At 70.0% G+C, this 18,797-nt stretch carries 21 protein-coding genes and 1 pseudogene; 11 read left to right on the top strand and 11 right to left on the bottom strand.

Annotated elements, in window-relative coordinates; translation table 11 throughout:
* Positions 1 to 34: 34 nt before the first annotated feature.
* Together OG623_RS34150 and OG623_RS34145 are read right to left on the bottom strand one after the other, a co-directional pair.
* Positions 35 to 898 (bottom strand): DMT family transporter, encoded by an 864-nt coding sequence (locus tag OG623_RS34150; protein WP_406151507.1) that lies wholly within the window; start codon positions 896 to 898, stop codon positions 35 to 37.
* Between the two features lie 55 nt (positions 899 to 953).
* Positions 954 to 1,823, bottom strand: a complete 870-nt coding sequence (locus OG623_RS34145; RefSeq protein WP_406151505.1) for an SDR family NAD(P)-dependent oxidoreductase — start codon at positions 1,821 to 1,823, stop codon at positions 954 to 956.
* A 180-nt stretch (positions 1,824 to 2,003) separates the two neighbouring features.
* Between OG623_RS34145 and OG623_RS34140 the strand changes: the two genes are divergently transcribed.
* On the top strand, positions 2,004 to 3,113 hold the full coding sequence (locus tag OG623_RS34140) for an MGDG synthase family glycosyltransferase (protein ID WP_406151503.1): 1,110 nt from the start codon (positions 2,004 to 2,006) through the stop codon (positions 3,111 to 3,113).
* A gap of 266 nt (positions 3,114 to 3,379) precedes the next feature.
* Here OG623_RS34140 and OG623_RS34135 read toward each other — a convergent pair whose 3' ends face one another.
* A complete protein-coding gene (locus tag OG623_RS34135) occupies positions 3,380 to 4,420 on the bottom strand; it encodes an NAD(P)-dependent alcohol dehydrogenase (protein ID WP_406151501.1) in 1,041 nt (346 codons plus the stop codon).
* 93 nt (positions 4,421 to 4,513) lie between these two features.
* Here OG623_RS34135 and OG623_RS34130 point away from each other — a divergent pair, with 93 nt between their 5' ends.
* Together OG623_RS34130 and OG623_RS34125 are read left to right on the top strand one after the other, a co-directional pair.
* Positions 4,514 to 5,128: a TetR family transcriptional regulator gene (locus tag OG623_RS34130; protein ID WP_406151500.1), complete on the top strand. Its 615-nt coding sequence runs from the start codon at positions 4,514 to 4,516 to the stop codon at positions 5,126 to 5,128.
* 78 nt (positions 5,129 to 5,206) lie between these two features.
* A pseudogene (locus tag OG623_RS34125) lies at positions 5,207 to 5,474 on the top strand (MFS transporter); the annotation flags it as partial.
* Positions 5,475 to 5,708: 234 nt separating this feature from the next.
* On the opposite strand, the gene OG623_RS34120 reads toward OG623_RS34125, so the two are convergent.
* From OG623_RS34120 to OG623_RS34105, 4 genes are all read right to left on the bottom strand, one after another.
* Positions 5,709 to 6,134 carry a DUF4267 domain-containing protein gene (locus tag OG623_RS34120; RefSeq protein ID WP_406151499.1) on the bottom strand — a complete coding sequence of 142 codons (426 nt, stop codon included), beginning with the start codon at positions 6,132 to 6,134 and terminating at the stop codon, positions 5,709 to 5,711.
* 114 nt (positions 6,135 to 6,248) lie between these two features.
* Positions 6,249 to 6,599 carry an antibiotic biosynthesis monooxygenase family protein gene (locus OG623_RS34115; RefSeq protein WP_406151497.1) on the bottom strand — a complete coding sequence of 117 codons (351 nt, stop codon included), beginning with the start codon at positions 6,597 to 6,599 and terminating at the stop codon, positions 6,249 to 6,251.
* Positions 6,600 to 7,041: 442 nt separating this feature from the next.
* Entirely contained in the window at positions 7,042 to 7,665 is a 624-nt protein-coding gene (locus OG623_RS34110; protein WP_406151496.1) for an NADPH-dependent F420 reductase, read from the bottom strand.
* A gap of 104 nt (positions 7,666 to 7,769) precedes the next feature.
* The gene (locus OG623_RS34105; RefSeq protein WP_406151494.1) at positions 7,770 to 8,495 is read right to left on the bottom strand and encodes an SDR family NAD(P)-dependent oxidoreductase; all 726 of its coding nucleotides are present in this window, start codon (positions 8,493 to 8,495) and stop codon (positions 7,770 to 7,772) included.
* 109 nt (positions 8,496 to 8,604) lie between these two features.
* On the opposite strand from OG623_RS34105, the gene OG623_RS34100 reads away from it, so the two are divergent.
* Both OG623_RS34100 and OG623_RS34095 read left to right on the top strand, forming a co-directional pair.
* Positions 8,605 to 9,231 (top strand): TetR/AcrR family transcriptional regulator, encoded by a 627-nt coding sequence (locus OG623_RS34100; RefSeq protein WP_406151492.1) that lies wholly within the window; start codon positions 8,605 to 8,607, stop codon positions 9,229 to 9,231.
* A 323-nt stretch (positions 9,232 to 9,554) separates the two neighbouring features.
* Positions 9,555 to 10,514: a carbohydrate kinase gene (locus tag OG623_RS34095; RefSeq protein ID WP_406151491.1), complete on the top strand. Its 960-nt coding sequence runs from the start codon at positions 9,555 to 9,557 to the stop codon at positions 10,512 to 10,514.
* Positions 10,515 to 10,611: 97 nt separating this feature from the next.
* Here OG623_RS34095 and OG623_RS34090 read toward each other — a convergent pair whose 3' ends face one another.
* Entirely contained in the window at positions 10,612 to 11,277 is a 666-nt protein-coding gene (locus tag OG623_RS34090) for a TetR/AcrR family transcriptional regulator (RefSeq protein ID WP_406151489.1), read from the bottom strand.
* A gap of 106 nt (positions 11,278 to 11,383) precedes the next feature.
* On the opposite strand from OG623_RS34090, the gene OG623_RS34085 reads away from it, so the two are divergent.
* Together OG623_RS34085 and OG623_RS34080 are read left to right on the top strand one after the other, a co-directional pair.
* The gene (locus OG623_RS34085) at positions 11,384 to 12,298 is read left to right on the top strand and encodes an SDR family NAD(P)-dependent oxidoreductase (RefSeq protein ID WP_406151487.1); all 915 of its coding nucleotides are present in this window, start codon (positions 11,384 to 11,386) and stop codon (positions 12,296 to 12,298) included.
* A 4-nt stretch (positions 12,299 to 12,302) separates the two neighbouring features.
* Positions 12,303 to 12,683 (top strand): FKBP-type peptidyl-prolyl cis-trans isomerase, encoded by a 381-nt coding sequence (locus OG623_RS34080; protein WP_406151486.1) that lies wholly within the window; start codon positions 12,303 to 12,305, stop codon positions 12,681 to 12,683.
* A gap of 18 nt (positions 12,684 to 12,701) precedes the next feature.
* On the opposite strand, the gene OG623_RS34075 is transcribed toward OG623_RS34080, so the two are convergent.
* The gene (locus tag OG623_RS34075) at positions 12,702 to 13,223 is read right to left on the bottom strand and encodes a MarR family winged helix-turn-helix transcriptional regulator (RefSeq protein WP_406151484.1); all 522 of its coding nucleotides are present in this window, start codon (positions 13,221 to 13,223) and stop codon (positions 12,702 to 12,704) included.
* 174 nt (positions 13,224 to 13,397) lie between these two features.
* Here OG623_RS34075 and OG623_RS34070 point away from each other — a divergent pair, with 174 nt between their 5' ends.
* Complete coding sequence (locus OG623_RS34070; protein WP_406151482.1) at positions 13,398 to 14,615, top strand: FAD-dependent monooxygenase; 1,218 nt, start codon at positions 13,398 to 13,400, stop codon at positions 14,613 to 14,615.
* A gap of 135 nt (positions 14,616 to 14,750) precedes the next feature.
* Here the strand turns inward: OG623_RS34070 and OG623_RS34065 are convergent, their stop codons facing one another.
* A complete protein-coding gene (locus tag OG623_RS34065; RefSeq protein WP_406151480.1) occupies positions 14,751 to 15,218 on the bottom strand; it encodes a hypothetical protein in 468 nt (155 codons plus the stop codon).
* A gap of 169 nt (positions 15,219 to 15,387) precedes the next feature.
* On the opposite strand from OG623_RS34065, the gene OG623_RS34060 reads away from it, so the two are divergent.
* The 3 genes from OG623_RS34060 to OG623_RS34050 all read left to right on the top strand — a co-directional run bounded on the left by OG623_RS34060 (position 15,388) and on the right by OG623_RS34050 (position 17,947).
* Positions 15,388 to 16,608 (top strand): sensor histidine kinase, encoded by a 1,221-nt coding sequence (locus tag OG623_RS34060; protein ID WP_406151479.1) that lies wholly within the window; start codon positions 15,388 to 15,390, stop codon positions 16,606 to 16,608.
* Positions 16,605 to 17,210 carry a response regulator gene (locus tag OG623_RS34055; protein WP_406151477.1) on the top strand — a complete coding sequence of 202 codons (606 nt, stop codon included), beginning with the start codon at positions 16,605 to 16,607 and terminating at the stop codon, positions 17,208 to 17,210. The genes OG623_RS34060 and OG623_RS34055 overlap by 4 nt, the downstream gene beginning before the upstream one ends.
* 128 nt (positions 17,211 to 17,338) lie before the next feature.
* The gene (locus OG623_RS34050; protein ID WP_406151476.1) at positions 17,339 to 17,947 is read left to right on the top strand and encodes a TetR/AcrR family transcriptional regulator; all 609 of its coding nucleotides are present in this window, start codon (positions 17,339 to 17,341) and stop codon (positions 17,945 to 17,947) included.
* A 57-nt stretch (positions 17,948 to 18,004) separates the two neighbouring features.
* Here OG623_RS34050 and OG623_RS34045 read toward each other — a convergent pair whose 3' ends face one another.
* Positions 18,005 to 18,769, bottom strand: a complete 765-nt coding sequence (locus OG623_RS34045; protein ID WP_406151474.1) for an SDR family NAD(P)-dependent oxidoreductase — start codon at positions 18,767 to 18,769, stop codon at positions 18,005 to 18,007.
* Between the last annotated feature and the right edge of the window lie 28 nt (positions 18,770 to 18,797).

Raw genomic sequence — 18,797 nt, 5'->3', positions numbered from 1 at the left:
GACGCCCCGCCCGCACGCTCTGGACCAGGACGTCTCACCATCTGCGTACCTCCTTGCCCGATACCAATGGTGACCTGCTCAGATGCACACAGGCGAGCGCGATGAGCCCGAGCGATGCCACTTCCGGCACTACGCGCCAGCCGATGTTGATCTGCTCGTCGAACAGCGACACGCCAAGGACGACGCTCAGCAGCGAGTCGCCGAGTGTGAGCGCCGGCTGCGACGCCGCGAGGGACCCGGCTCGCAGGGTGGCCTGGAGCATCAGGAAGGAGCCCAGGCCGACGGCTGCGGCCGTGTAGATCTGCCACGAGGTGAGTACGCCCCGGGATCCGCCGAGCAGACCGAGCAGGTCCTTGACCAGCGCCGCGGTGAAGGAGAAGCCGATGGCGGTCACCGTCCCCAGCGTCACGGCCCGAGCCGAGCCCCGCAGCCCCGCGCTCACGACGACCAGCACGATCGACACGGCGACGGCGGGTACGGCGCTGAAGAGCCACCTCTTCGGAGGAACGGTCTCCAAGCCGCCCGTCGGACCGGCCAGGAGGAGGAAAGCCACCAGACCCAGCGCCATCCCGACGAACGCCCCCCAGGTCCGGGCCCCGGGCGGCCACCGGAAGACGACAGCGGCCACCACCAGCGTGAACAACAGCTCCGTCGCCATCACGGGCTGCACCACCGCCAGTGGGCCGGTCGCCAGGGCGAGGGCCTGCGCCGCCCCGGAGACGATCAGCAGTCCAGCCCCCCAGCGCCAGACCGGACGGCGAACGAAGTCGAGCCGGCCGACGAGGCGTCCGCCTGAGGTATCGGGCGGGTCGGCCGCTGCGGCGCGGCGTTGCAGGACGGAGGCGGCGGCGTTCCCGAGGGCGGCGAACAGCGCCAGTGCGACAGAAAGGGCGATCATGTGTCAGACCCCGGCATTCGTTCCGCTGCACGGGAGGCCGGAAGCCTGAAGCCGGTCAGCCAAAGCGCATGGCCAGCCTGCGAAAGACGTGCGGGGCGATGCCCTGCAGTCGGGCGGGGAAGCCCAGCCAGCGCGGCACGGTGATCTCGTCCCGGTCCCCGGTCAGTGCGTCCTCGACTGCTGCCGCAACCCGCCCTGCCGGTAGCGGCCGAGGCCAGGAGCGCGTGTACGGGGCGTCACGGCGGTCGAAGAACGGCGTGTCGACGGGGCCGGGCAGCACCAGGCAGAGTCGGACGCCGGTGCCCTGGAGCTCGTAGCGCAGGCTCTCCGCGAAGGGGATCAGCGCGCCCTTCGTCGCCGAGTACGCCGCCTCGCCCCGCACGCCGAGCCGCCCGGCCACCGAGCCGATGAGCACCAGCCGGCCCGACCCACGGGACACCATCTGCGGCAGCAACAGGTTGACGAGATGAAGGACGGCGCAGACGTTGACGCTCACCAGGCGATTCACGGCAGCGGGTGTCATGTCGGTGTAGGCGCCGGCCCAGCCGAGCCCCGCCGCCGCGACCAGCGCGTCGACCCTGCCGCTGTGCGCCAGGGCCGCCTCGGCCAGACTCCGGCAGCCCTCCTGGGAAGCCAGGTCCATCGGCAGCGCGGTTCCGGCGGTGCGGGCTGCGACCTCGCCGAGCCGGCCCTCGTCCCGTCCGCTCAGCAGCAGCTCCCACCGGCCACCGGCCGAGAGCCGGGAGGCGACTTCGGCGCCGATACCGGAGGAGGCGCCGGTGATCAACACGGCCTTGCGTCCTCTGTGGGCGGCCCGGCCGGCCGCGACCGACGGCGACACGTCGGCTTCGGCCGCGGGGTTGCCCCGGGGTTCGGGGTTGCCGAGGGGTGCGGGGTTGCCGCGGGGTGGGGGGCTCGCGCGCATGGGCTTCCGTCCTTCGTGGCCGCCGACGTGCTGAGCCTCTTTCCGAGCCAGCCCGCACCGGACGTACTGAGTCATCCTTCATGCATCGGGCACACCGGCAAACGTGCATCGCCTCCCTGGGCTAACGGCTCCCCCGGTACACGGTTGGCACCCCGGACGCCATCGGAGGAATATTCAGGAATGGGCAGGTTTCTGATCGTCAGCGCGAGCATGGGTGCCGGTCACGACGCCGTCGCTGCCGAACTGGCCGGACGGCTGCGGGCCGGCGGCCACCGGACCGCGTGCGTGGACCTCCTGAACCTCCTGCCCGCCGGCGCCGGCCGCGGTCTGCGCGCCGCCTATCGCACAGCGGTCCGCCACTGCCCATGGGCCTACCAAGCGGTCTACGCGGCGTTCTTCCGCGACCGCGGGGCACCGGCCGGGCGGAGGAGTGGCTGGGCGCCGGATACCGCTCCGCTGGCCGCAGCCCTTGAGCCCCGGCTGCGCCATGTCGTCGACCACTGGCGCCCGGACGCACTCGTCTCCACCTTCCATCAGGCCGCCCAGGTCACAGGGCGGCTGCGGGCCGCGTACGGGAGCTGCCCACCCAGCACGGTCGTGGTCACCGACTTCGCCGTGCACCGGCAGTGGCTCCACCCGGGCAACGATCTGTACCTGTGTCCGACGGAGGCCGCCGCGGCCCGCGTACGCGTCGCGACCGGACGCCCGGCAGAAGTGTGCGGGCCGGTCGTGCCCAGGGCCTTCGCCGAGGCCGGCCGCACACACACGGGCCGTCCACCGTCCCGCTGGGCGCGGGAGTTGGCGCGACGCGGCCCGGGCCGGCCTGTGGTGCTGGTGTCAGCCGGTGCCTGGGGTGTGGGCGAGAGGCTGACCGGCACCGCGCTCCTGCTTGCCGGGGCCGGCCACCTGCCGGTACTGCTGTGCGGCAGGGACGACAAGCTACGGGCCCGCGCCTCCCGAGTCCCCGGCGTCCTGGCCCTGGGCTGGATCGAGGACCTGCCCGACCTCATGGCGGCATCCAGTGCGCTGGTCGACAACGCCGCAGGGCAGACGGCCACGCAGGCCCTGGCCGCCGGGGTACCGGTCATCGGATACCGCCCGATTCCCGGCCACGGGGCAGAGGGTGTGGGCGAGATGGCCGACGCGGGCGTCACCGAATACGCCGCCGACGACAGCACGCTGCTCGACTCACTGGACCGACTGGCACGCCCCGGCCCTGACCGGGACCGCAGGATTGCCGCCGGGCGTGCGCTCTTCACGGCGGACGCGGCCGGACTGGTGGCCCGCTGAACCCCTCCCTCAGCCCTCGCGTGGTTCCCGCTCAGGTGCCAGGTAGTCGATCTCGGCGGCGGGCAGAACTCGAACACTTCGATCAGGAAAGTCGATGTGCCGGTAGATGTCGTTGTGACGGGCGATCGACCGGTCAGGCGTGGCGAATTCCGTCGGCCGGGTGCGGACCGATGTGGTGGGCCCGTCCGCCACCAGCACCAGGTCGTAGCCGTGGCTGAGGGCCTGGCGGGCGGTGGTCTCCAGACGTGTCCCGGCCGGGCGTCTCCTCAGTCCAGGTCGGACATGTCGAGCACGAAGCGGTAGCGGACGTCGTTGCGCCGGAGGCGGTCGAGCGCCGCGTCCACCTGTGACGACGGGAGCACTTCGATGTCGGCGCCGATGCTGTGCTCGGCGCAGAACCGGAGCATCTCGGCCGTCGCCGTGCGGCCTCCGCTGCCCGCGGAACTGAGCTTCTTGCGGCCGATGAGCAGGTCCATGGCCTCGACGGTGACAGACCCCAGATACCCGAGGAGGCTGAGCGTGCCGTCCATCGCCACCAGCTTCAGATACGGAGCGAGGTCGTGAGGGGCGGAGATGGTGTCGATGACGACGTCGAAGGTGTCGCGTGCCGCGGCCATCTGCTGGGTGTCGGTGGACACGACCAGGTCGTGGGCGCCGAGCTTGCGCGCGTCGTCGCGCTTGTCCTCGGTACGGCTGATGACGGTCGTGGTGGCGCCGAGTGCCACGGCCATCTTGACCGCGAGGTGGCCCAGGCCGCCGAGGCCGGCCACGGCCACCCGGCTGCCGTGACCCACGCCCAGGGAGCGCAGGGGCTCCCAGACGGTCACTCCGGCGCACATCAGCGGGGCCGCTGCGGCCGGGTCGAGGCCGGAGGGGAGCGCGTAGGCGAAGGCGTCGCGTACGACGTACTCGCGGGTGTAGCCGCCCAGGGTGGTCATCCCGTCGTGCCGGTCGGTGCCGCCGTAGGTCAGGGTCGGGAAGGAGTGGCAGAAATTCTCCTGTCCGGCTTCGCACATGGCGCACACGCCGCAGGAGTCGACGATGTTGCCCACTGCGACGTGGTCCCCGACCGAGAAGGTGGTCACCTCGCGGCCGGTCCCCGTCACCACTCCGGTGAACTCGTGACCGGGTACCAGGGGCGCATGTGTGTGCCGGTCGTACGTGTGCAAGGCGTGCAGGTCGGTGTGGCATACGCCGCAGTAGTCGACCTGCACCGCGATATCGTCCGGGCGCAGGTCACGGCGCTCCAGCGAGGTGCGCCGCAGCGCCGTCGGGCCGGCCGCCCGCCATCCGGTGGTCGTTCGCATGTCGACTCCTCAAACAGACTGTTCTGTCTGTTGGAGCGTAAGCGCGGTCGGGCCATGAGGCAAACCAACTGTTCTGTTTGGTAGGGTCGGCGCATGCCGGAACAGCCCCAGACCTCGCGAGGCGCCGCGACCTACCAGCGCATCCTGGACGCCGCGACCGAAGAGTTCGCCCAGCACGGCATCGCCGGAGCGCGCATCGAACGCATCGTGGCGGCAGCGCGCACCAACAAGGCGCAGCTCTACGCCTACTTCGGCGACAAGGAGCGCCTCTTCGACGCGATCTTCCTCAGCTCGCTGGAGCGCATCACCAACGTCGTACCCATCGACGCCGACGATCTCGCGGAGTGGGCCGTTCGTCTCTACGACGAGTACCTGCGCCGCCCCGACCTCATCCGGCTGGCGACCTGGACACGGCTGGAGCGCCGGCCCGCCGGACACCTCGTCGAGACCCACCAGCACTACGACGACCGCAAGCTCACGGCCATTGCCGAGGCCCAGTCCGCCGGGCGGGTCAGGGCAGGTGACCCCTTCGACATCATGGCCATGGTCATCGCCATGTCGATGGCCTGGTCACCGGTGAGCAACGTGTACGCGGCCGGCAGCCAGGAGCCCGATGACGTACACGAACGGCGTCGCACCCTACTCCGCGACTGCGTCCGGAGCGCCATCGCGATCGACAGCGGTGACGCGTCCCCCTCCCCCGCATGACGGCAGCCAAGCCCGTTCGGCAGACGGGCACATGACGGCACTCGACCACACGTTCCCCAAGTCCGTAGACACCTCAGCCTGCAACGGGACTTGGGTGCGAGCATGACGCAGGTCCAGTGGACAAGTACCGCCTACCTGCTCGCGGTGGCCTCGCTTCTCGTCATCTCCGGACGCCTGGGTGACCGGTACGGACACGCGCGAATGTTGTTCGTCGGCGTGCTCGGCTTCGCGGCCGCCTCGGCCTGCGTCGCGCTCGCCCCCGGCGTCGGCCGGGTGATCGCCCTGCGCGCCGCACAAGGCGTGTTCGGTGCGCTCCTCCAGCCGACGACACTGGCACTGCTGAGGCGCGACCCCGGAAACGTCGGCTTCGGCGGCGGGCCCCACCCTGTTGGTCCTCGCCGCACTCGCCGCTCTCGCTCTCCTGCCGGCATCGCTGCTGCCGCCGGTAGCCGGCCACCGCGCGAGACATGACACGACCGCAACGGATGATCACGGCATCCACGGCGTTGGCGAACCACGGCGAAGTGCGGGGTGACCAGCTGCGTACGGTGCGTACTGACCGACACGCGCCGAGACGGCGTCAGGCGGGCTGCGGGGCGGGCATCTCCGAACCGGCAGCGACCTTGCGGGTCTCGCGCATCATCAGCAGACCGTTGGCCACCATCACCGTCGCGGTCAGGCCGTGGACGCCGAGCGCGGTGGACACGGAGCCGTGGTGGGCCAGCACCGTGGTCATGTCGCCGTACGCGGCGAGGGCCTCCACCAGCAACACCCAGCCCAGCGCCCGGCGGTGCCCCGTCACCAGCAGGATGCCCAGGACCAGGGCCAGGACGACATCGCGGATCCCCTTGATGATCAGGAAGCCGCCGCCGTCACCGGACGGCCGGTCAGGCAGACCGAAAGTCGGCGCCGTCGTCTCCGGGCTCAGGATGAACTGCGCCCCGAACCAGAGGATGAAGAGAACCAGGATGGCGGCCAGGACGGTGTTGATCTTCTTGAGCTGCATTGGTCTTCTCCTTGCGGAACTTCGTCAGCCTGGTGAGCGGCGGCTGCATCCGGAAGGGCGACGCGCATCCGGCCGCCCTCCCCGGCTGGAGCCGCCGTGTCGTACGTCGATGTGTCATACGTCGATCTGCTCGAAGATGTGCGGGTACGAGACGACGTCGTCGGCGAACTCGGCAGCCATACGCTGGAACTCCGGGCTGCCGAACGCCGTGGCGAGCGCCTCGGTCGACTCCCAGACCGCGACGTTCATCAGAAGCTGACTGCCAGCCGTTCCCTTGTGCATCCGCAGGGAGATGAACCCTGGCTGAGCCTTCATGAACTCCGCCTGCCTCCGAAAGAGAGACAGGAACGCCTCGGTTCTCTCCTTCGGGACGAAGAAGGTGTTGGCCAGGACGATGGGCCCGGTCTTCTCCTTGAACTGCGCGAACATCGGCGTCTGCGGGTCGAGGCTTTGGAGCTTGGCCATCTTCGGTACTTCCTCTTGCTGTCGGTCAGTGGATGGACGGAGGGCCCGCAGGTCCAGGTGAGGGCAGTGGTCCGCAGGGTGAATCTTGAAATCTAGTGCCGCTAGGTGATGATGCAACGCTAGACCTACTGCCGCTCGATTGTCTAGTGGCGCTAGGGTCGAATCGCGTCGGTCAGGAACGCAGGCGGTGCGGCCTGCGGGCGGGCGGGCCTTGGGCATCAGCAGTAGCCGGAACAGCGACCAGGCGGTGGACATTGGCGCGGTACGCGACCTGATGCGCCAGGACAGAGCAGCACCGACGCCCGCCTGGCAGGCGGGCGTCGGTGAGTGACTCGGGTGCCGGTGGTCAGCCGGCGAAGGGTACAGGGCCGAAACGGCCCCATGAGGGGTGACGCCGCCGAAGCAGCCACAAGCTCAAGGCGAGTGACTCCTCCGGTCCGGCTCAGGCGGGAAGTTCCGTGACGCCGAGGGCGAAGTCCCAGCCCCCCACCCCGTGGCGGGCGAGGCCCATCGTGAGGACACCCGCGCCTTCCAGCCAGTGCGCCATTTCCAGGCCACCGGCGTCCAACGGGCGCATCCCCAGACTCTGGATGAACGCCTCCACATCCGCCTTGGCCTGCGCGCTGTCACCGGCGATGAAGACATCGGGCCGGCCGCTCTCCAGGACATGACGGAACACGGTGTTGAATCCCTTCACCACGCTGGTACCGGCCGGGGCCACCTTGGCGACTTCCTGCGCGATCGAGGTGACCTCTCCGTGGGCCAGACCGTTGAACGTGGAGTTGAAGGGGTTGCTGATATCGACAATGACCTTGCCCGCGAGGGCACTTCCGTACTTCGTGACGGTCGGTACGACACTGTCGAACAGCAGGGCCACGATGACGATGTCCCCTGCCGGGACGGCGCCCCACTCCCCCGCCGTGGCACCGCCGCCGAGAGTCTTGGCCAGGTCGGCGGCCTTGGAGTGATCGCGGCCCATGATCTCGACGGTGTTGCCACCCGCTGTCGCCAGCGTGCCGATGGTACGGGCCATGTTCCCGGTACCGATGATGCTGATGCTGCTCATGAGGTGCGCTCTCTTCCGTGTTCTCGAACTTCCGCTGTGATTCGCTTCTGCCGAGCGGTGTGCCGGGGGTGTCCGTCCCGCACAGCACATACCTGCGTCCTTGTTCAGATCACCGTGGTGCCGCCGTCGGTGGTCAGCTCCAGCCCGTTCACATAGCTCGAGTCGTCCGAGGCGAGGAACAGCGCGACCGTCGCGACCTCCTCCGGGCGGCCCATCTCACCCCGAGGGATCAGGGACTCGAACTGCCGCTTCGTCTCCTCGTCGAACAACTCCTCCTGCTTGGCGGTGGCGACCTGACCGGGGGTCAGCACGTTCACGCGGATCCGCCTGTCCCTCAACTCGTTCAGCCACACACGGGCCCACGCCTGCTGCACGGCCTTGCTCCCCGCGTACACGCTCCACCCGGGGAAGCCCCTGAGCGAAGCGTTCGATCCGGTCATCAAGATCGAGGCACCGTCATTGAGGAGCGGCAGCGCCTTTTGCACCGTGAACAGCGTGCCGCGCGCATTCAGTGAGAACGCGCGGTCGAACTGCTCCTCGGTTATCTCGCCGAGCTTGCCCGGCTCACCCATACCCGCGCTCGCCCAGAGCACGTCGATCGAGCCCTTTTCCCGCTCGACCGTCTCGTACAGACGGTCCAGGTCGGCCGCGTCACCCTGTACAGCGGTCACGTTCCGGCCGATCACCTTGACGGCGTCGTCCAGCGCTTCCTGCCGCCGCCCCGTGATGAAGACATGAGCCCCCTCCTCGACGAACAGCCTCGCGCCGGCCAGTGCCATGCCGGTCGACCCGCCCGTGATCACCGCAACCTTGCCATCGAGCTTTCCCATGACCGCTCCCTATCTACGTAAACCAATCTGTGTACTTAACGTATTCGACGGCCAGTGGGAGCGCAAGCTATGTACACCGATCGGTACCGACATGGGTTACGATGGGGTCATGACGAAGCTGGAGAAGGGCCCGCAAGGTCTGCGCCGCGGCAGGGGTGCGCGTGAACGCATCCTCAGCGCATCACAGCAACTGTTCCGCGCTCAGGGCATCAACCGCACCGGCATGGACCAACTCTGCGCGGTGGCCCAGGTATCGAAGCGCACGGCCTACCAGCACTTCACCACCAAGGACGACCTGGTCGCCGAATACCTGCGCCGCTTCGATCCCGACATCATGGCCGGAGTGTTCGACCGTACGGATCTCACACCCCGCGAACGACTCCTCGCCGCGTTCGAGGTCCCTACATCCGACACGGAGGAGCTCACGCCCCTGTGCCCGTACATCGCGGCGACCGTCGAGATCCACGACCCGCAGCACCCCGCGTCCCGATACGCGCGTGACTACAAGCTCGCCGTCGCCGCCCGGCTCACCGAAACGGCCCGCGAAGCCGGCGCCGCCGATCCCGAACAGCTCGGCGAGCAACTGGCACTGCTCCTCGATGGCGCCTCGGCCCGCACCCGAGTCCTCAACGCCGAGTCCTTCCCCGCCGCAGCCGCCATCGCCGCCGTCCTCGTCGACAACGCCCTCCCTGCGACAGACCGGGACCGGGGAAGCGAAAATGGAGCCGTCGCGTAGCCGGACGCGCGGACCGGTGGTAGCAGCCCGTCATGAGCGCCCGTTCCGATGAGCTGGAACACTGCGAGTGCACCGGTCCCTTCCGGCTCGGTGGGCTCGTGGGCTCCGTGAGCTCGTGGGCCATTCCGTCGCCGAGGCCTTCCTCGGCGACGGGCGGGCGCCGCCCTCCGCTTCTGCCCTACCGGTCCTGCCGCTGGCGGCTTCAGGCGTGAACCTCCGCCGGAACCGCACACGTCGAGGTGGGCGCCGGCAACTAGGCTTCCTGCGCGTCGGCCGCCCCCAAGAGGCCTCACTCGTCAGAAGGACCACCGAAGGACCACCGTATGAACACCGACTCCCGCGTTGTCGTGATCGGCGAGAGCCTCGTCGACCTCGTATGGCGCCCAGGCGCGGACGAGGTCAGTCCGGCCCCCGGCGGCAGCCCCGCAAACGTGGCCACGGGCCTGCGCCGCCTCGGCCGTCCCGTCACCCTCGTGACCTGCTGGGGCGACGACCCGCCGGGCGAACTGGTCGCGCGCTCCCTCACCGGCACCGGGCTCGACGTCGTCCGCGCACCCAGCGCCTCCGCACGCACGACGGTGGCGCTCGCGTACGTCGACGAGGAGAGCGGCTCCGCCACCTACGAATTCGTACCCCACTGGGACCCCGTCGAGCTGCCGACGGCCGACGACGGCGCCGCGCTGATCCACACCGGTTCGCTGGCCACCGTGGTCGAACCGGGCGCCGGCAGAGTGCTGGAGCTGTGCGAGCGCCTGCACGGCCGTGCCGACTGCGCGGTATCGGCGGACCTCAACGTCCGACCCGCGGTCCAGCCCGACCGTGCGGCCTACCGTGCCGCCGTCGAACAGCTGGCCACCGTCACCGACGTCGTCAAAGCCAGCGACGAGGACCTGCGCTGGCTCTGGCCCGACCGCACCCCCGGGCACTCCGCCCGGGCGCTGCTCGCGCTCGGCCCTCAGCTGGTTGTTCTGACCCGGGGTGCGCAGGGGGCCTCCGCGTACATCGGGGCCGACACCCCCGAGGTGTCTGTGGCCGCCCCACAGGTACAGGTCGTGGACACCATCGGAGCGGGCGACGCCTTCCAGTCCGCCCTGCTCGACGGCCTCCTGATGCAGAGTCCGGGCAACGGTGTGTCCGTAAAGCTGCCCGACACCCAGGAGGCGCTGCGCACACTGCTCACCCGCTCGGTGACCGCGGGCGCGCTCGCCACGACCCGGCCCGGAGCACAACCACCGGACGCGGACGAGCTCAGGGCCGCGCTGGAAGACCTCAGCGGGTGGTAGGCGCAGCGCGTACGCCCTTGGTCACTCACGCCTCAGGCAACGGAGGCTGGTGCTTCAAGCGGCCCTGACCCTCTTGCCTCACAGCGAACGGCAGGGTTCAGGCGCGCGGCAGCACGCCCACGAGCGCCGCGGTGAAGGCGTCCCGTAGAGCCTCGCGCAGGTCCAGGTGGAGCACGCCGAGGGCGGGCTCCTCCGCGTAGGCGGCGACGAGGCTGGGCGGCGGCGGGACGTACGCCGACAGGGCGCCCGCCGAGACCAGGCTCATCAGGCAGAACAGCTGCGCACCGGCACCGAGTTCCGGCAGGTGACGGCGTACGAGATCGGTCATGACGTCGAGCCTCGCGAGCGAGGAGCGCTTGTGCCGCTTGACCACATCGACCGAGACGTTGTGTTCGAGCACGCCGCCCTGTGCACCGAAGAGATCGCAGAGCACCACCCGCTCCGACAGCGACCGGCTGAGGATCTCGGCCAGCTGCCCCGCCCGCACTTCCGGCGACGCCTGCGCCTCGACGCCTGCGGCCAGTTCGTCCGTCAGCTCGGCGAGCCAGCTCCCCAGGAAGACGTCGAGCAGTTCGAGCAGCACCGCCTCGCGTGACTCGAAATACCGCAGGACGTTGGACTTGGCCAGACCTACCCGGCGGCTGAGCTCGTTGAGGCTCACCTCGGACACGGGCATCTCGTCGAGCATCGCCGCCGCCGTGTCCAGGATCGCCCGGCGGCGGATCTCCCGCTGCTCCTCGCTGCGCGCCCGTTGAAATGTCACGCCCTCACCCTAACTCCAACTTACAGACCGCCGGTCTATTGACATTAGACCGGCAGTCTCTTACGTTGATCCATACAACAGACCGATGGTTCCTTAGGAGTGCGTCATGAGCGGCAACTGGACCGAGCAACACATCCCCGACCAGCGCGGCCGCGTGGCGATCGTGACGGGCGCCAACACAGGGCTGGGCTTCGAGACCGCCCGGATGCTCGCCGCGAGCGGGGCGACCGTGGTCCTGGCCGTACGCAACATCGAGAAGGGCGAGCAGGCAGCCGCCCGCATCAGCGGCGACGTCACCGTCCAGGCCCTCGACCTGACATCCCTCGACTCGATCCGCTCCGCTGCGGCCGACCTCCGCGCCGCCCACTCGCGCATCGACCTGCTGATCAACAACGCGGGCGTGATGTACACGCCGAAGCAGACCACCGCCGACGGCTTCGAGCTGCAGTTCGGCACCAACCACCTGGGGCACTTCGCCCTGACCGGCCTGCTGCTGGACCGACTCCTGCCCGTTCCCGGCTCCCGCGTCGTCACGGTCAGCAGCACCGGCCACCGCATCCGGGCCGCCATCCACTTCGACGACCTGCAGTGGGAGCGCTCGTACAGCCGCGCCGGCGCCTACGGCCAGGCCAAACTCGCCAACCTGATGTTCACCTACGAGCTGCAGCGCCGGCTCGCACCGCACGGCACCACGGTCGCCGTGGCCGCCCATCCCGGCATGTCCAACACCGACCTCACCCGCAACACACCCGCCGCGCTTCGGGTGCCTGTCACCTGGCTCGCGCCGCTGCTCACCCAGAAGGCCGCGATGGGCGCCCTGCCCACCCTGCGTGCCGCCACCGATCCGGCCGTCGTCGGCGGGCAGTACTACGGCCCCGGCAACCGCGGGGAGGTCCGGGGATACCCGAAGCTGGTCACGTCCAGCACCGACTCCCACGACCAGGCCACCCAACAGCGCCTGTGGAGCGTCTCCGAGGAGCTCACCGGCGTGACGTTCCCCATCGGCCAGGCCGTACGGTGACCCCATGAGTGAACAGACGAAGCCCGAGGTCGGCCTTCCGGAGGGTGACGCTCCCACCGAGCTGACGATCCATGACCTCGTGGTCGGGGACGGGCCCGAGGCGAAGCCGGGCAGGGTGGTCCAGGTTCACTACGTCGGGGTCACCTTCGAGTCCGGCAGGGAGTTCGACACCTCCTGGGACGGGGGCCGTACGTTCAAATTCGCCGTGGGCGGCGGCAAGGCCATCAAGGGCTTGGACCGCGGGGTCAGAGGGATGAGGGTCGGCGGCCGGCGCGAGATCATCGTTCCCCCACGCCTCGGCTACGGCGACCGGTCGCTCTCGTCGTTGATCCCGGCGGGCTCGACACTCCTCTTCGTGGTGGACCTGGTCTCCGTCGCGGTCTGAGACCGGCCCGCCGGCTGTTCACACCCCTCCCCCTTCCTCCTCGTCGAATCGGGCCAGCCGCGCCGTCACGTCGTCGGCGAGACGGGCGAGGAGACGGGTGAGGTCGTCGCGGTCCTGCTGCGGCCAGTCGGCGAGCGCCTTGGCGAACCAGCCCAGCAGGGAGGTCACGTACCGGTTGGCGGCCTCCGTGCCCGCCTCGGTGGGTTCGATGAGGCTCGCGCGGCGGTCGTGGGGATCGGCGACGCGCCGCACGAGACCGCGTTTCTCCAGGGCCTGAACCTGCCGGGTGACGTGCGGACCCACGACCTGCATGCGGTCGGCGATTTCCCCGATCCGCAGGGGCTTGTCCGCGGTCCGCAGGGCCACCAGCACGCCCACCGCGGGACGGTCGAGAGCGAGGCCGGCCGCCTCGGTGGCGTGTTCGATGAGCCGCCCCTTGGTGAGGGCGCCGCTGAGCTGGGTGATCCGGGGCAGCACGGCGAGCAGGTCGGGGGGTGGCGGGTTCTCCGGCGTGGGAGGCCCTGGTGGCTCGGTCGTCATGACGTCTCCATTTGCATACCTGAGTTAGGTATCTATATAGTCGGGCGTGGTCGGCGCCGATGGCGGCACCCTATGACCCAGATAAAGATACCTAAGGTACGCATCTTTGGTGTGCATGCCACGCGTACCGCCTTCGTCACCCCGGGGTCCGCCCCGGCGGAAAGGTGAGAAACCATGACCGACAACAAGTCTCGTCCCGCCCGTCGCGTACTGATCTCAGGAGCCAGTATCGCGGGCCCCGCGCTTGCCTACTGGCTCGACCGTCACGGCTTCGATGTGACCGTCGTCGAGAGGGCCGCCGCCGTGCGCGGGGGCGGGTACGCCATCGATATTCGCGGCACGGCCCGCGAGGTCGTCGACCGCATGGGCCTGCTGCCCCGCCTGACCGAGGCCCATGTCGACAGCCGGCGGATCACCTTCGTGGACGCGGCGGGCGACACGGTCGGCTCGGTGCGGCCCGAGCAGTTCACCGGCGGAGAGTCGGGCCTGGACCTCGAGGTCCGGCGCGGCGACCTGGCCGACGCGCTCCACACGCCGGTGCGGGAGCGGGTCGAGTTCCTCTTCAACGACTCGATCGCGACACTCGACGACACCGGGAACGCCGTGCACGTCACCTTCGACAGCGGGATACGCCGCACCTTCGACCTCGTGGTCGGGGCGGACGGGCTGCACTCGAACACGCGCCGGCTGGTCTTCGGTCCCGAGGAGCCCTTTCACCACTACCTCGGGCGCGTGTTCGCCGGCTTCACGCTGCCGAACGAGTTCGGGTACGCACACGAGGCCGCTCTCTGGAACGAGCCGGGACGCGGCGCGGTCCTCTACGCCTACGAGCAGACCGACCGTGTGCACGGTTTCCTCACCTTCACCAGCGAAACCGCGCCCTTCGACGCCTTCCGCGACCCGCAGGCCCAACGCGACCTGGTCGCCGCGCACTTCCCCGAGCAGGTCTGGCACGTGCCGCGCCTGGTGGAGGCCATGCGGGAGGCCGACGACCTCTTCTGCGACATCGTGAGCCAGATTCACATGCCCACGTGGTCGAAGGGACGCGTCGTACTGGCGGGGGACGCCGCACACGCCACCTCGTTCCTCTCCGGTCAGGGTTCCAGCGTCGCGCTCGTCGGCGCGTACGTGCTGGCCGGCGAGCTCGCCTCACACGCGGACCACGCCGAGGCCTTCGCGGCCTACGAGCGCAGGATGCGGCCCTTCGCGGAGCTCAACCAGGCGCTGGCAACCAACGGCGGCTCGGTGGTCACGCCCGCGACGCGCGAGGAGCTCGATGCCCGCAACGCCTTGGTGCGCGATCCGGAGGTGGCGGCGAAGGAGATGGCGATGGCGAGTGCGCAGGAAGGACGCGAGGCACACTCGGCGATGGCGCTGCCCGACTACTGCTGAGCAACGGATCGCAGCCCGAGGCGGGCATTTCGAGCACGAGCGGGCGCTGCTGCCGAGGTCCTCCCCCGGATGCACCGGGACGCACCCGGATGCACCCGGACGCACTCGGACGCACCCGGTCCGAGCATGCGCGTCCTAGGAGGTCGACCGGACGGCGGCCGCCGCCCTCTTGCGCCGCCTGCGCAGGAGCGTGACGACGAGTGCGAAGACCTGGAGCACGAGTTCCAGACCCGGCAGGTCGGCGGTCGTCTGGGACTGGACATGTCCGGTGCGGCGGATCGTGCCTGCGGGCTGACCGTCGTCGCCGGTCATCGTGTACTCCCGGCCTGCCGCCGCGGTCTGCCGGAAGGGGATGGCCCGCCCGGAGCACGTCATGTTCCAGCTGCGGCGCACCCGGTCCGTGGTCGCGACGGCGGTCCCGTCGGCGTCGAGGAGTTCGTAGACACCGCTGAAACGGTGGGTGCGGACGGCGTAGTCGGCCCCGTGCAGTGTGAACCGCGCGCCGATGCTGCCTCGGCGCAACGAGAACGTGGCCAGCGCGCGGCCGTCCTCGGTGAGCTCGTACTCCTGGCTCGGCAGATGGATCCTCTTCGCGTGCAACATGGCCCCATCACAGCATCGGCCCGCCGGTCCGACCCATGCCATGTGTCATGCATGACCGGGTGACAACCGGAACCGGGGCACTGGTCGTGGGCGGGCCATGCTTGCCTGCATGACCCATGTCTCACTCCCGGGACGCCGCTTGTGCCTCCCGCGGCAGCCGGGCCGTAGCATGACCGACGTGAGCGCACACGATCCGGAAGAGTTCTCCGTCGGGCAGTGGCCGGACTGGAGTTTCTGGAAGGGCCGGCCGGGCGGCTCCAGAGCCCGCGGCCGGGGCCGTGTGGCCGTCGCCACGGCCATGACCTTGGCCTCCCTCACCTTGATCGCCCGGGCCGAGGACATCGCGCACGGCACCGGGTCTCCCCTGCTCACCTCGCTCGCGATCGGCCTCGTAGCCTGCTACGGCATCGGTTGCATGCTGGCGCCCTGGTACGGGCCGGCGGCGCTGCGCCGGGGGCGCATCATCATCGTGGCCGTGATGTTCCTGCTCGGGGCTGCACCGGCGGTGCTTCTCGCGTCGCCGTCCTGTCTGACCGATCTGACCTTCGCCCTCTCCGTCGGATTCATGCTGCTGCCGCTGCGCCATGCGCTGCTGCTCGGCCTCGTCACGGTGCTGGGGCAGATCGTCTGGATGCGTATCGCCCAGGGTGAGGTGGCCTGGGTGCAGGTGGCCATCCTCGTGGGCGTGACCGCGGCACTCGGCACCGTCTTCGCGCTCAACTTCACGATCGGTCACCTGCGGGCCGCGCGCGAGGAGGTCAGGAGGCTGGCCGTGAACGAGGAACGGGGCCGAGTCGCCCGGGACATGCACGACGTCCTGGGCCACAGCCTCTCCACGATGACCGTCAAGCTGGGGCTGACGCGGCGCATCCTGGAGTCCTCCGGAGACGTGACGCTCGCCGTGGGCCAGGTCACCGAGCTCGAAAGCATGGCGCGCCAGGCGCTGTCCGACGTACGGGCCACCATTTCGGGCTACCGCACCCTCTCGCTGGACAGTGAGCTCGCCGGCGCCCGTATGGCGTTGCATGCCGCCGGCGTACGGGCCGATCTGCCTGCCGCGACCGGCTCCGTGCGCGCCGAGCTGCGCGAGGTGTTCGGCTACGTCGTGCGGGAGTCGGTCACCAACGTGCTGCGGCACTCGGACGCCGAGGTGTGCACCGTCCGCGTCGGTCCCGGCTGGGCCGAGGTCACCGACAACGGCAGTGGCATCGGCGTGGAGAGCGCCGGGAACGGACTCACCGGCCTCGCCGAACGGCTGGCCGCCGTGTCGGGCACGCTCGAACACGGGCCTGCCGTCGGCGGAGGGTTCCGAGTCTTCGCCCGCGGGCCGGTCCCGACCTCCGGCCCCGACCGCGATCTCACACCTTCGCCCGAACCGGAGCCGACATGATCCGCGTCCTGCTGGCCGACGACCAGGCGCTCGTACTCGGCGCCCTCGCGTCCGTGCTCCGGCTCGAATCCGACATCGATGTGGTCGCCGAGATCGGCAACGGCTCCGAGGTCCTGGCCGCCGCGCAGCGGACCGCGCCCGACATCGCGCTGCTCGACGTGCAGATGCCCGGCCGGGACGGCCTGGCTGTCGCCGCCGACCTCCAGCGGGCGCTGCCCGGCTGCCGCACCATCATCTGCACGACCTTCAGCCGGCCCGGCTACCTCGCGCGGGCGATGGCCGCGGGCGCGGCCGGGTACGTCGTGAAGGACTCCTCGCCCGAACAGCTGGTCGACGCCATCCGACGCGTCCACTCCGGGCTGCGCTTCGTGGATCCGGCCCTTGCCGCGGAGGCTCTGGCCGGCGGTACGAGCCCGCTGACCGAGCGCGAGACGGACGTGCTGCGCGCCACCACCGAGGGCGGCACCGTGGCTGACATCGCCAGGGCGCTCCGGCTGTCCCAGGGCACGGTACGCAATCACCTGTCGTCGGCGATCGGCAAGACACAGGCCCGGACCCGAGCCGAGGCGGCGCGGCTCGCGGAGGCCAACGGCTGGCTGTGATCGCCGCGCGGTGCAGCGGTGATCGGACCGTTGTTCTTCCCGTGGCCCGGGTCGTCTCGACCGCGGCACGGACATCTGCCGGGACTACACTGGACTGGACCGCGGAGTCCATTTCGAGGAGGCAGGTCTTGCGCGGGGAGCTGACGACGAAGGGGAAGGCGACGCGCGGCCGGATCGTCGCGGGGGCCGCGGCGGTGCTGCGGGAGAAGGGTGTCGGTTCGGCGAGGCTGGACGACATCATGGCGCGGACCAGCACCAGCAAGAGTCAGCTGTTCCACTACTTCCCGGAAGGCAAGGACGAACTGCTGCTCGCGGTCGCCCAGTTCGAGGCGGATCAAGTGCTGGAAGACCAGCAGCCGTATCTGGGCCGTCTGGACTCATGGGAGGCCTGGGAGCAGTGGCGGGACGTGATGATCGAGCGGTACGAGGTCCAGGGGGACGAGTGCCCGCTCGGATCGCTGTTTCAACAGATCGGGCGCTCGACCCCCGGGGCACGGGCCATCGTGATCGAGTTGATGAGCCGCTGGCAGGAGGCCCTGGCGGTGGGCATCCGGTCGCTACAGGCCACCGGCCGGCTTCCCGCGACGCTCGATGTCGACACCAGGGCTGCGGCGCTGCTGGCCGCGATCCAAGGGGGCGTGTCGATCCTGCTGTCGACGGGCCGGTCCGCTCACCTACGCGCCGCCCTCGGCCAAGGGATCGCGGACCTGCGCCACGCGGGCAGTGCAGGCCCGTGACCCGGCGCCGCACCCCTCACCGCCTTTCCTCGCCCAGGGCGACAGCGCGTGCGTGTGTCAGCCGGCGATGACAGCAACCGCGGTGCGACCGCCGTCGACGTCGAGCACGATGCCGTGCACGAAGGCCGACTCGTCACTGGCCAGATAGACGGCGGCGTTCGCGATGGCGTCCGGGGTCCCCGTCCGGCCCGCGGGCGTGCCCTTCATCATGACCTCGCCGGGGCGGATCTCGCCGGGGACGGGCGTCTGCACGACGCCCGGCGAGATGGCGTTCACCCGGACACCCTGCGGCCCGAACTCCGCCGCCCAGGCGCGGGTCAGGGTTTCCGTGGCTCCCTTGGTGGAGCTGTAGAGGGCACTGATCGGAACGCCCAGGCGGGCGATCCAGGAGCCCAGGTTGATGATCGCTCCGCCGCCGGCCTCCGCCATGGCTGGTGCGACGGCCGCGGTGAGGAAGAACGGGGCTTTCACATTGACCGCGTAGACCTGGTCGAAGGTCTTCTCGTCGGTGGTTGCTGTGTTGTTTGCGGGGAAAATGCCCGCGTTGTTGACCAGTACGTCGATGCGGCCGCCTAGTACCCGCGTAGCCTCCCGGGCCAGCGCCTGCGAGGCGGCAGCGCTGCCGTCCAGGTCGGCCTCCAGGAAGTCGGCGCGGCCGCCCCGGGCGCGTATGCCGTCGACGACCTCCTTGCCGCGTCCGGCGCTGCGGCCGGAGACGACGACGTGCGCCCCCTCGGCTGCGAAGGCCTCCGCGATGGCTCGTCCGATGTTGCTGGTGGCTCCGGTCACCAGGGCGGTCCTACCCTCAAGTCGCGTCGACATGATTCACTCCTTTGCTTGGTCATCTGCT

It is taken from the genome of Streptomyces sp. NBC_01012 (assembly GCF_045162755.1).
GTDB lineage: Bacteria > Actinomycetota > Actinomycetes > Streptomycetales > Streptomycetaceae > Streptomyces.
The sequence above is the reverse complement of the archived record's forward strand: the minus strand, read 5'-3'. Positions and strand labels throughout refer to the sequence as shown.

What these genes read in the sequence shown, in the direction of transcription:
- OG623_RS34150 (WP_406151507.1), bottom strand. Translation starts at nt 898, where the DNA reads ATGATCGCCCTTTCTGTCGCACTGGCGCTGTTCGCCGCCCTCGGGAAC.
- OG623_RS34145 (WP_406151505.1), bottom strand. Translation starts at nt 1,823, where the DNA reads ATGCGCGCGAGCCCCCCACCCCGCGGCAACCCCGCACCCCTCGGCAAC.
- OG623_RS34140 (WP_406151503.1), top strand. Translation starts at nt 2,004, where the DNA reads ATGGGCAGGTTTCTGATCGTCAGCGCGAGCATGGGTGCCGGTCACGAC.
- OG623_RS34135 (WP_406151501.1), bottom strand. Translation starts at nt 4,420, where the DNA reads ATGCGAACGACCACCGGATGGCGGGCGGCCGGCCCGACGGCGCTGCGG.
- OG623_RS34130 (WP_406151500.1), top strand. Translation starts at nt 4,514, where the DNA reads ATGCCGGAACAGCCCCAGACCTCGCGAGGCGCCGCGACCTACCAGCGC.
- OG623_RS34120 (WP_406151499.1), bottom strand. Translation starts at nt 6,134, where the DNA reads ATGCAGCTCAAGAAGATCAACACCGTCCTGGCCGCCATCCTGGTTCTC.
- OG623_RS34115 (WP_406151497.1), bottom strand. Translation starts at nt 6,599, where the DNA reads ATGGCCAAGCTCCAAAGCCTCGACCCGCAGACGCCGATGTTCGCGCAG.
- OG623_RS34110 (WP_406151496.1), bottom strand. Translation starts at nt 7,665, where the DNA reads ATGAGCAGCATCAGCATCATCGGTACCGGGAACATGGCCCGTACCATC.
- OG623_RS34105 (WP_406151494.1), bottom strand. Translation starts at nt 8,495, where the DNA reads ATGGGAAAGCTCGATGGCAAGGTTGCGGTGATCACGGGCGGGTCGACC.
- OG623_RS34100 (WP_406151492.1), top strand. Translation starts at nt 8,605, where the DNA reads ATGACGAAGCTGGAGAAGGGCCCGCAAGGTCTGCGCCGCGGCAGGGGT.
- OG623_RS34095 (WP_406151491.1), top strand. Translation starts at nt 9,555, where the DNA reads ATGAACACCGACTCCCGCGTTGTCGTGATCGGCGAGAGCCTCGTCGAC.
- OG623_RS34085 (WP_406151487.1), top strand. Translation starts at nt 11,384, where the DNA reads ATGAGCGGCAACTGGACCGAGCAACACATCCCCGACCAGCGCGGCCGC.
- OG623_RS34080 (WP_406151486.1), top strand. Translation starts at nt 12,303, where the DNA reads ATGAGTGAACAGACGAAGCCCGAGGTCGGCCTTCCGGAGGGTGACGCT.
- OG623_RS34075 (WP_406151484.1), bottom strand. Translation starts at nt 13,223, where the DNA reads ATGACGACCGAGCCACCAGGGCCTCCCACGCCGGAGAACCCGCCACCC.
- OG623_RS34070 (WP_406151482.1), top strand. Translation starts at nt 13,398, where the DNA reads ATGACCGACAACAAGTCTCGTCCCGCCCGTCGCGTACTGATCTCAGGA.
- OG623_RS34065 (WP_406151480.1), bottom strand. Translation starts at nt 15,218, where the DNA reads ATGTTGCACGCGAAGAGGATCCATCTGCCGAGCCAGGAGTACGAGCTC.
- OG623_RS34060 (WP_406151479.1), top strand. Translation starts at nt 15,388, where the DNA reads ATGACCGACGTGAGCGCACACGATCCGGAAGAGTTCTCCGTCGGGCAG.
- OG623_RS34055 (WP_406151477.1), top strand. Translation starts at nt 16,605, where the DNA reads ATGATCCGCGTCCTGCTGGCCGACGACCAGGCGCTCGTACTCGGCGCC.
- OG623_RS34045 (WP_406151474.1), bottom strand. Translation starts at nt 18,769, where the DNA reads ATGTCGACGCGACTTGAGGGTAGGACCGCCCTGGTGACCGGAGCCACC.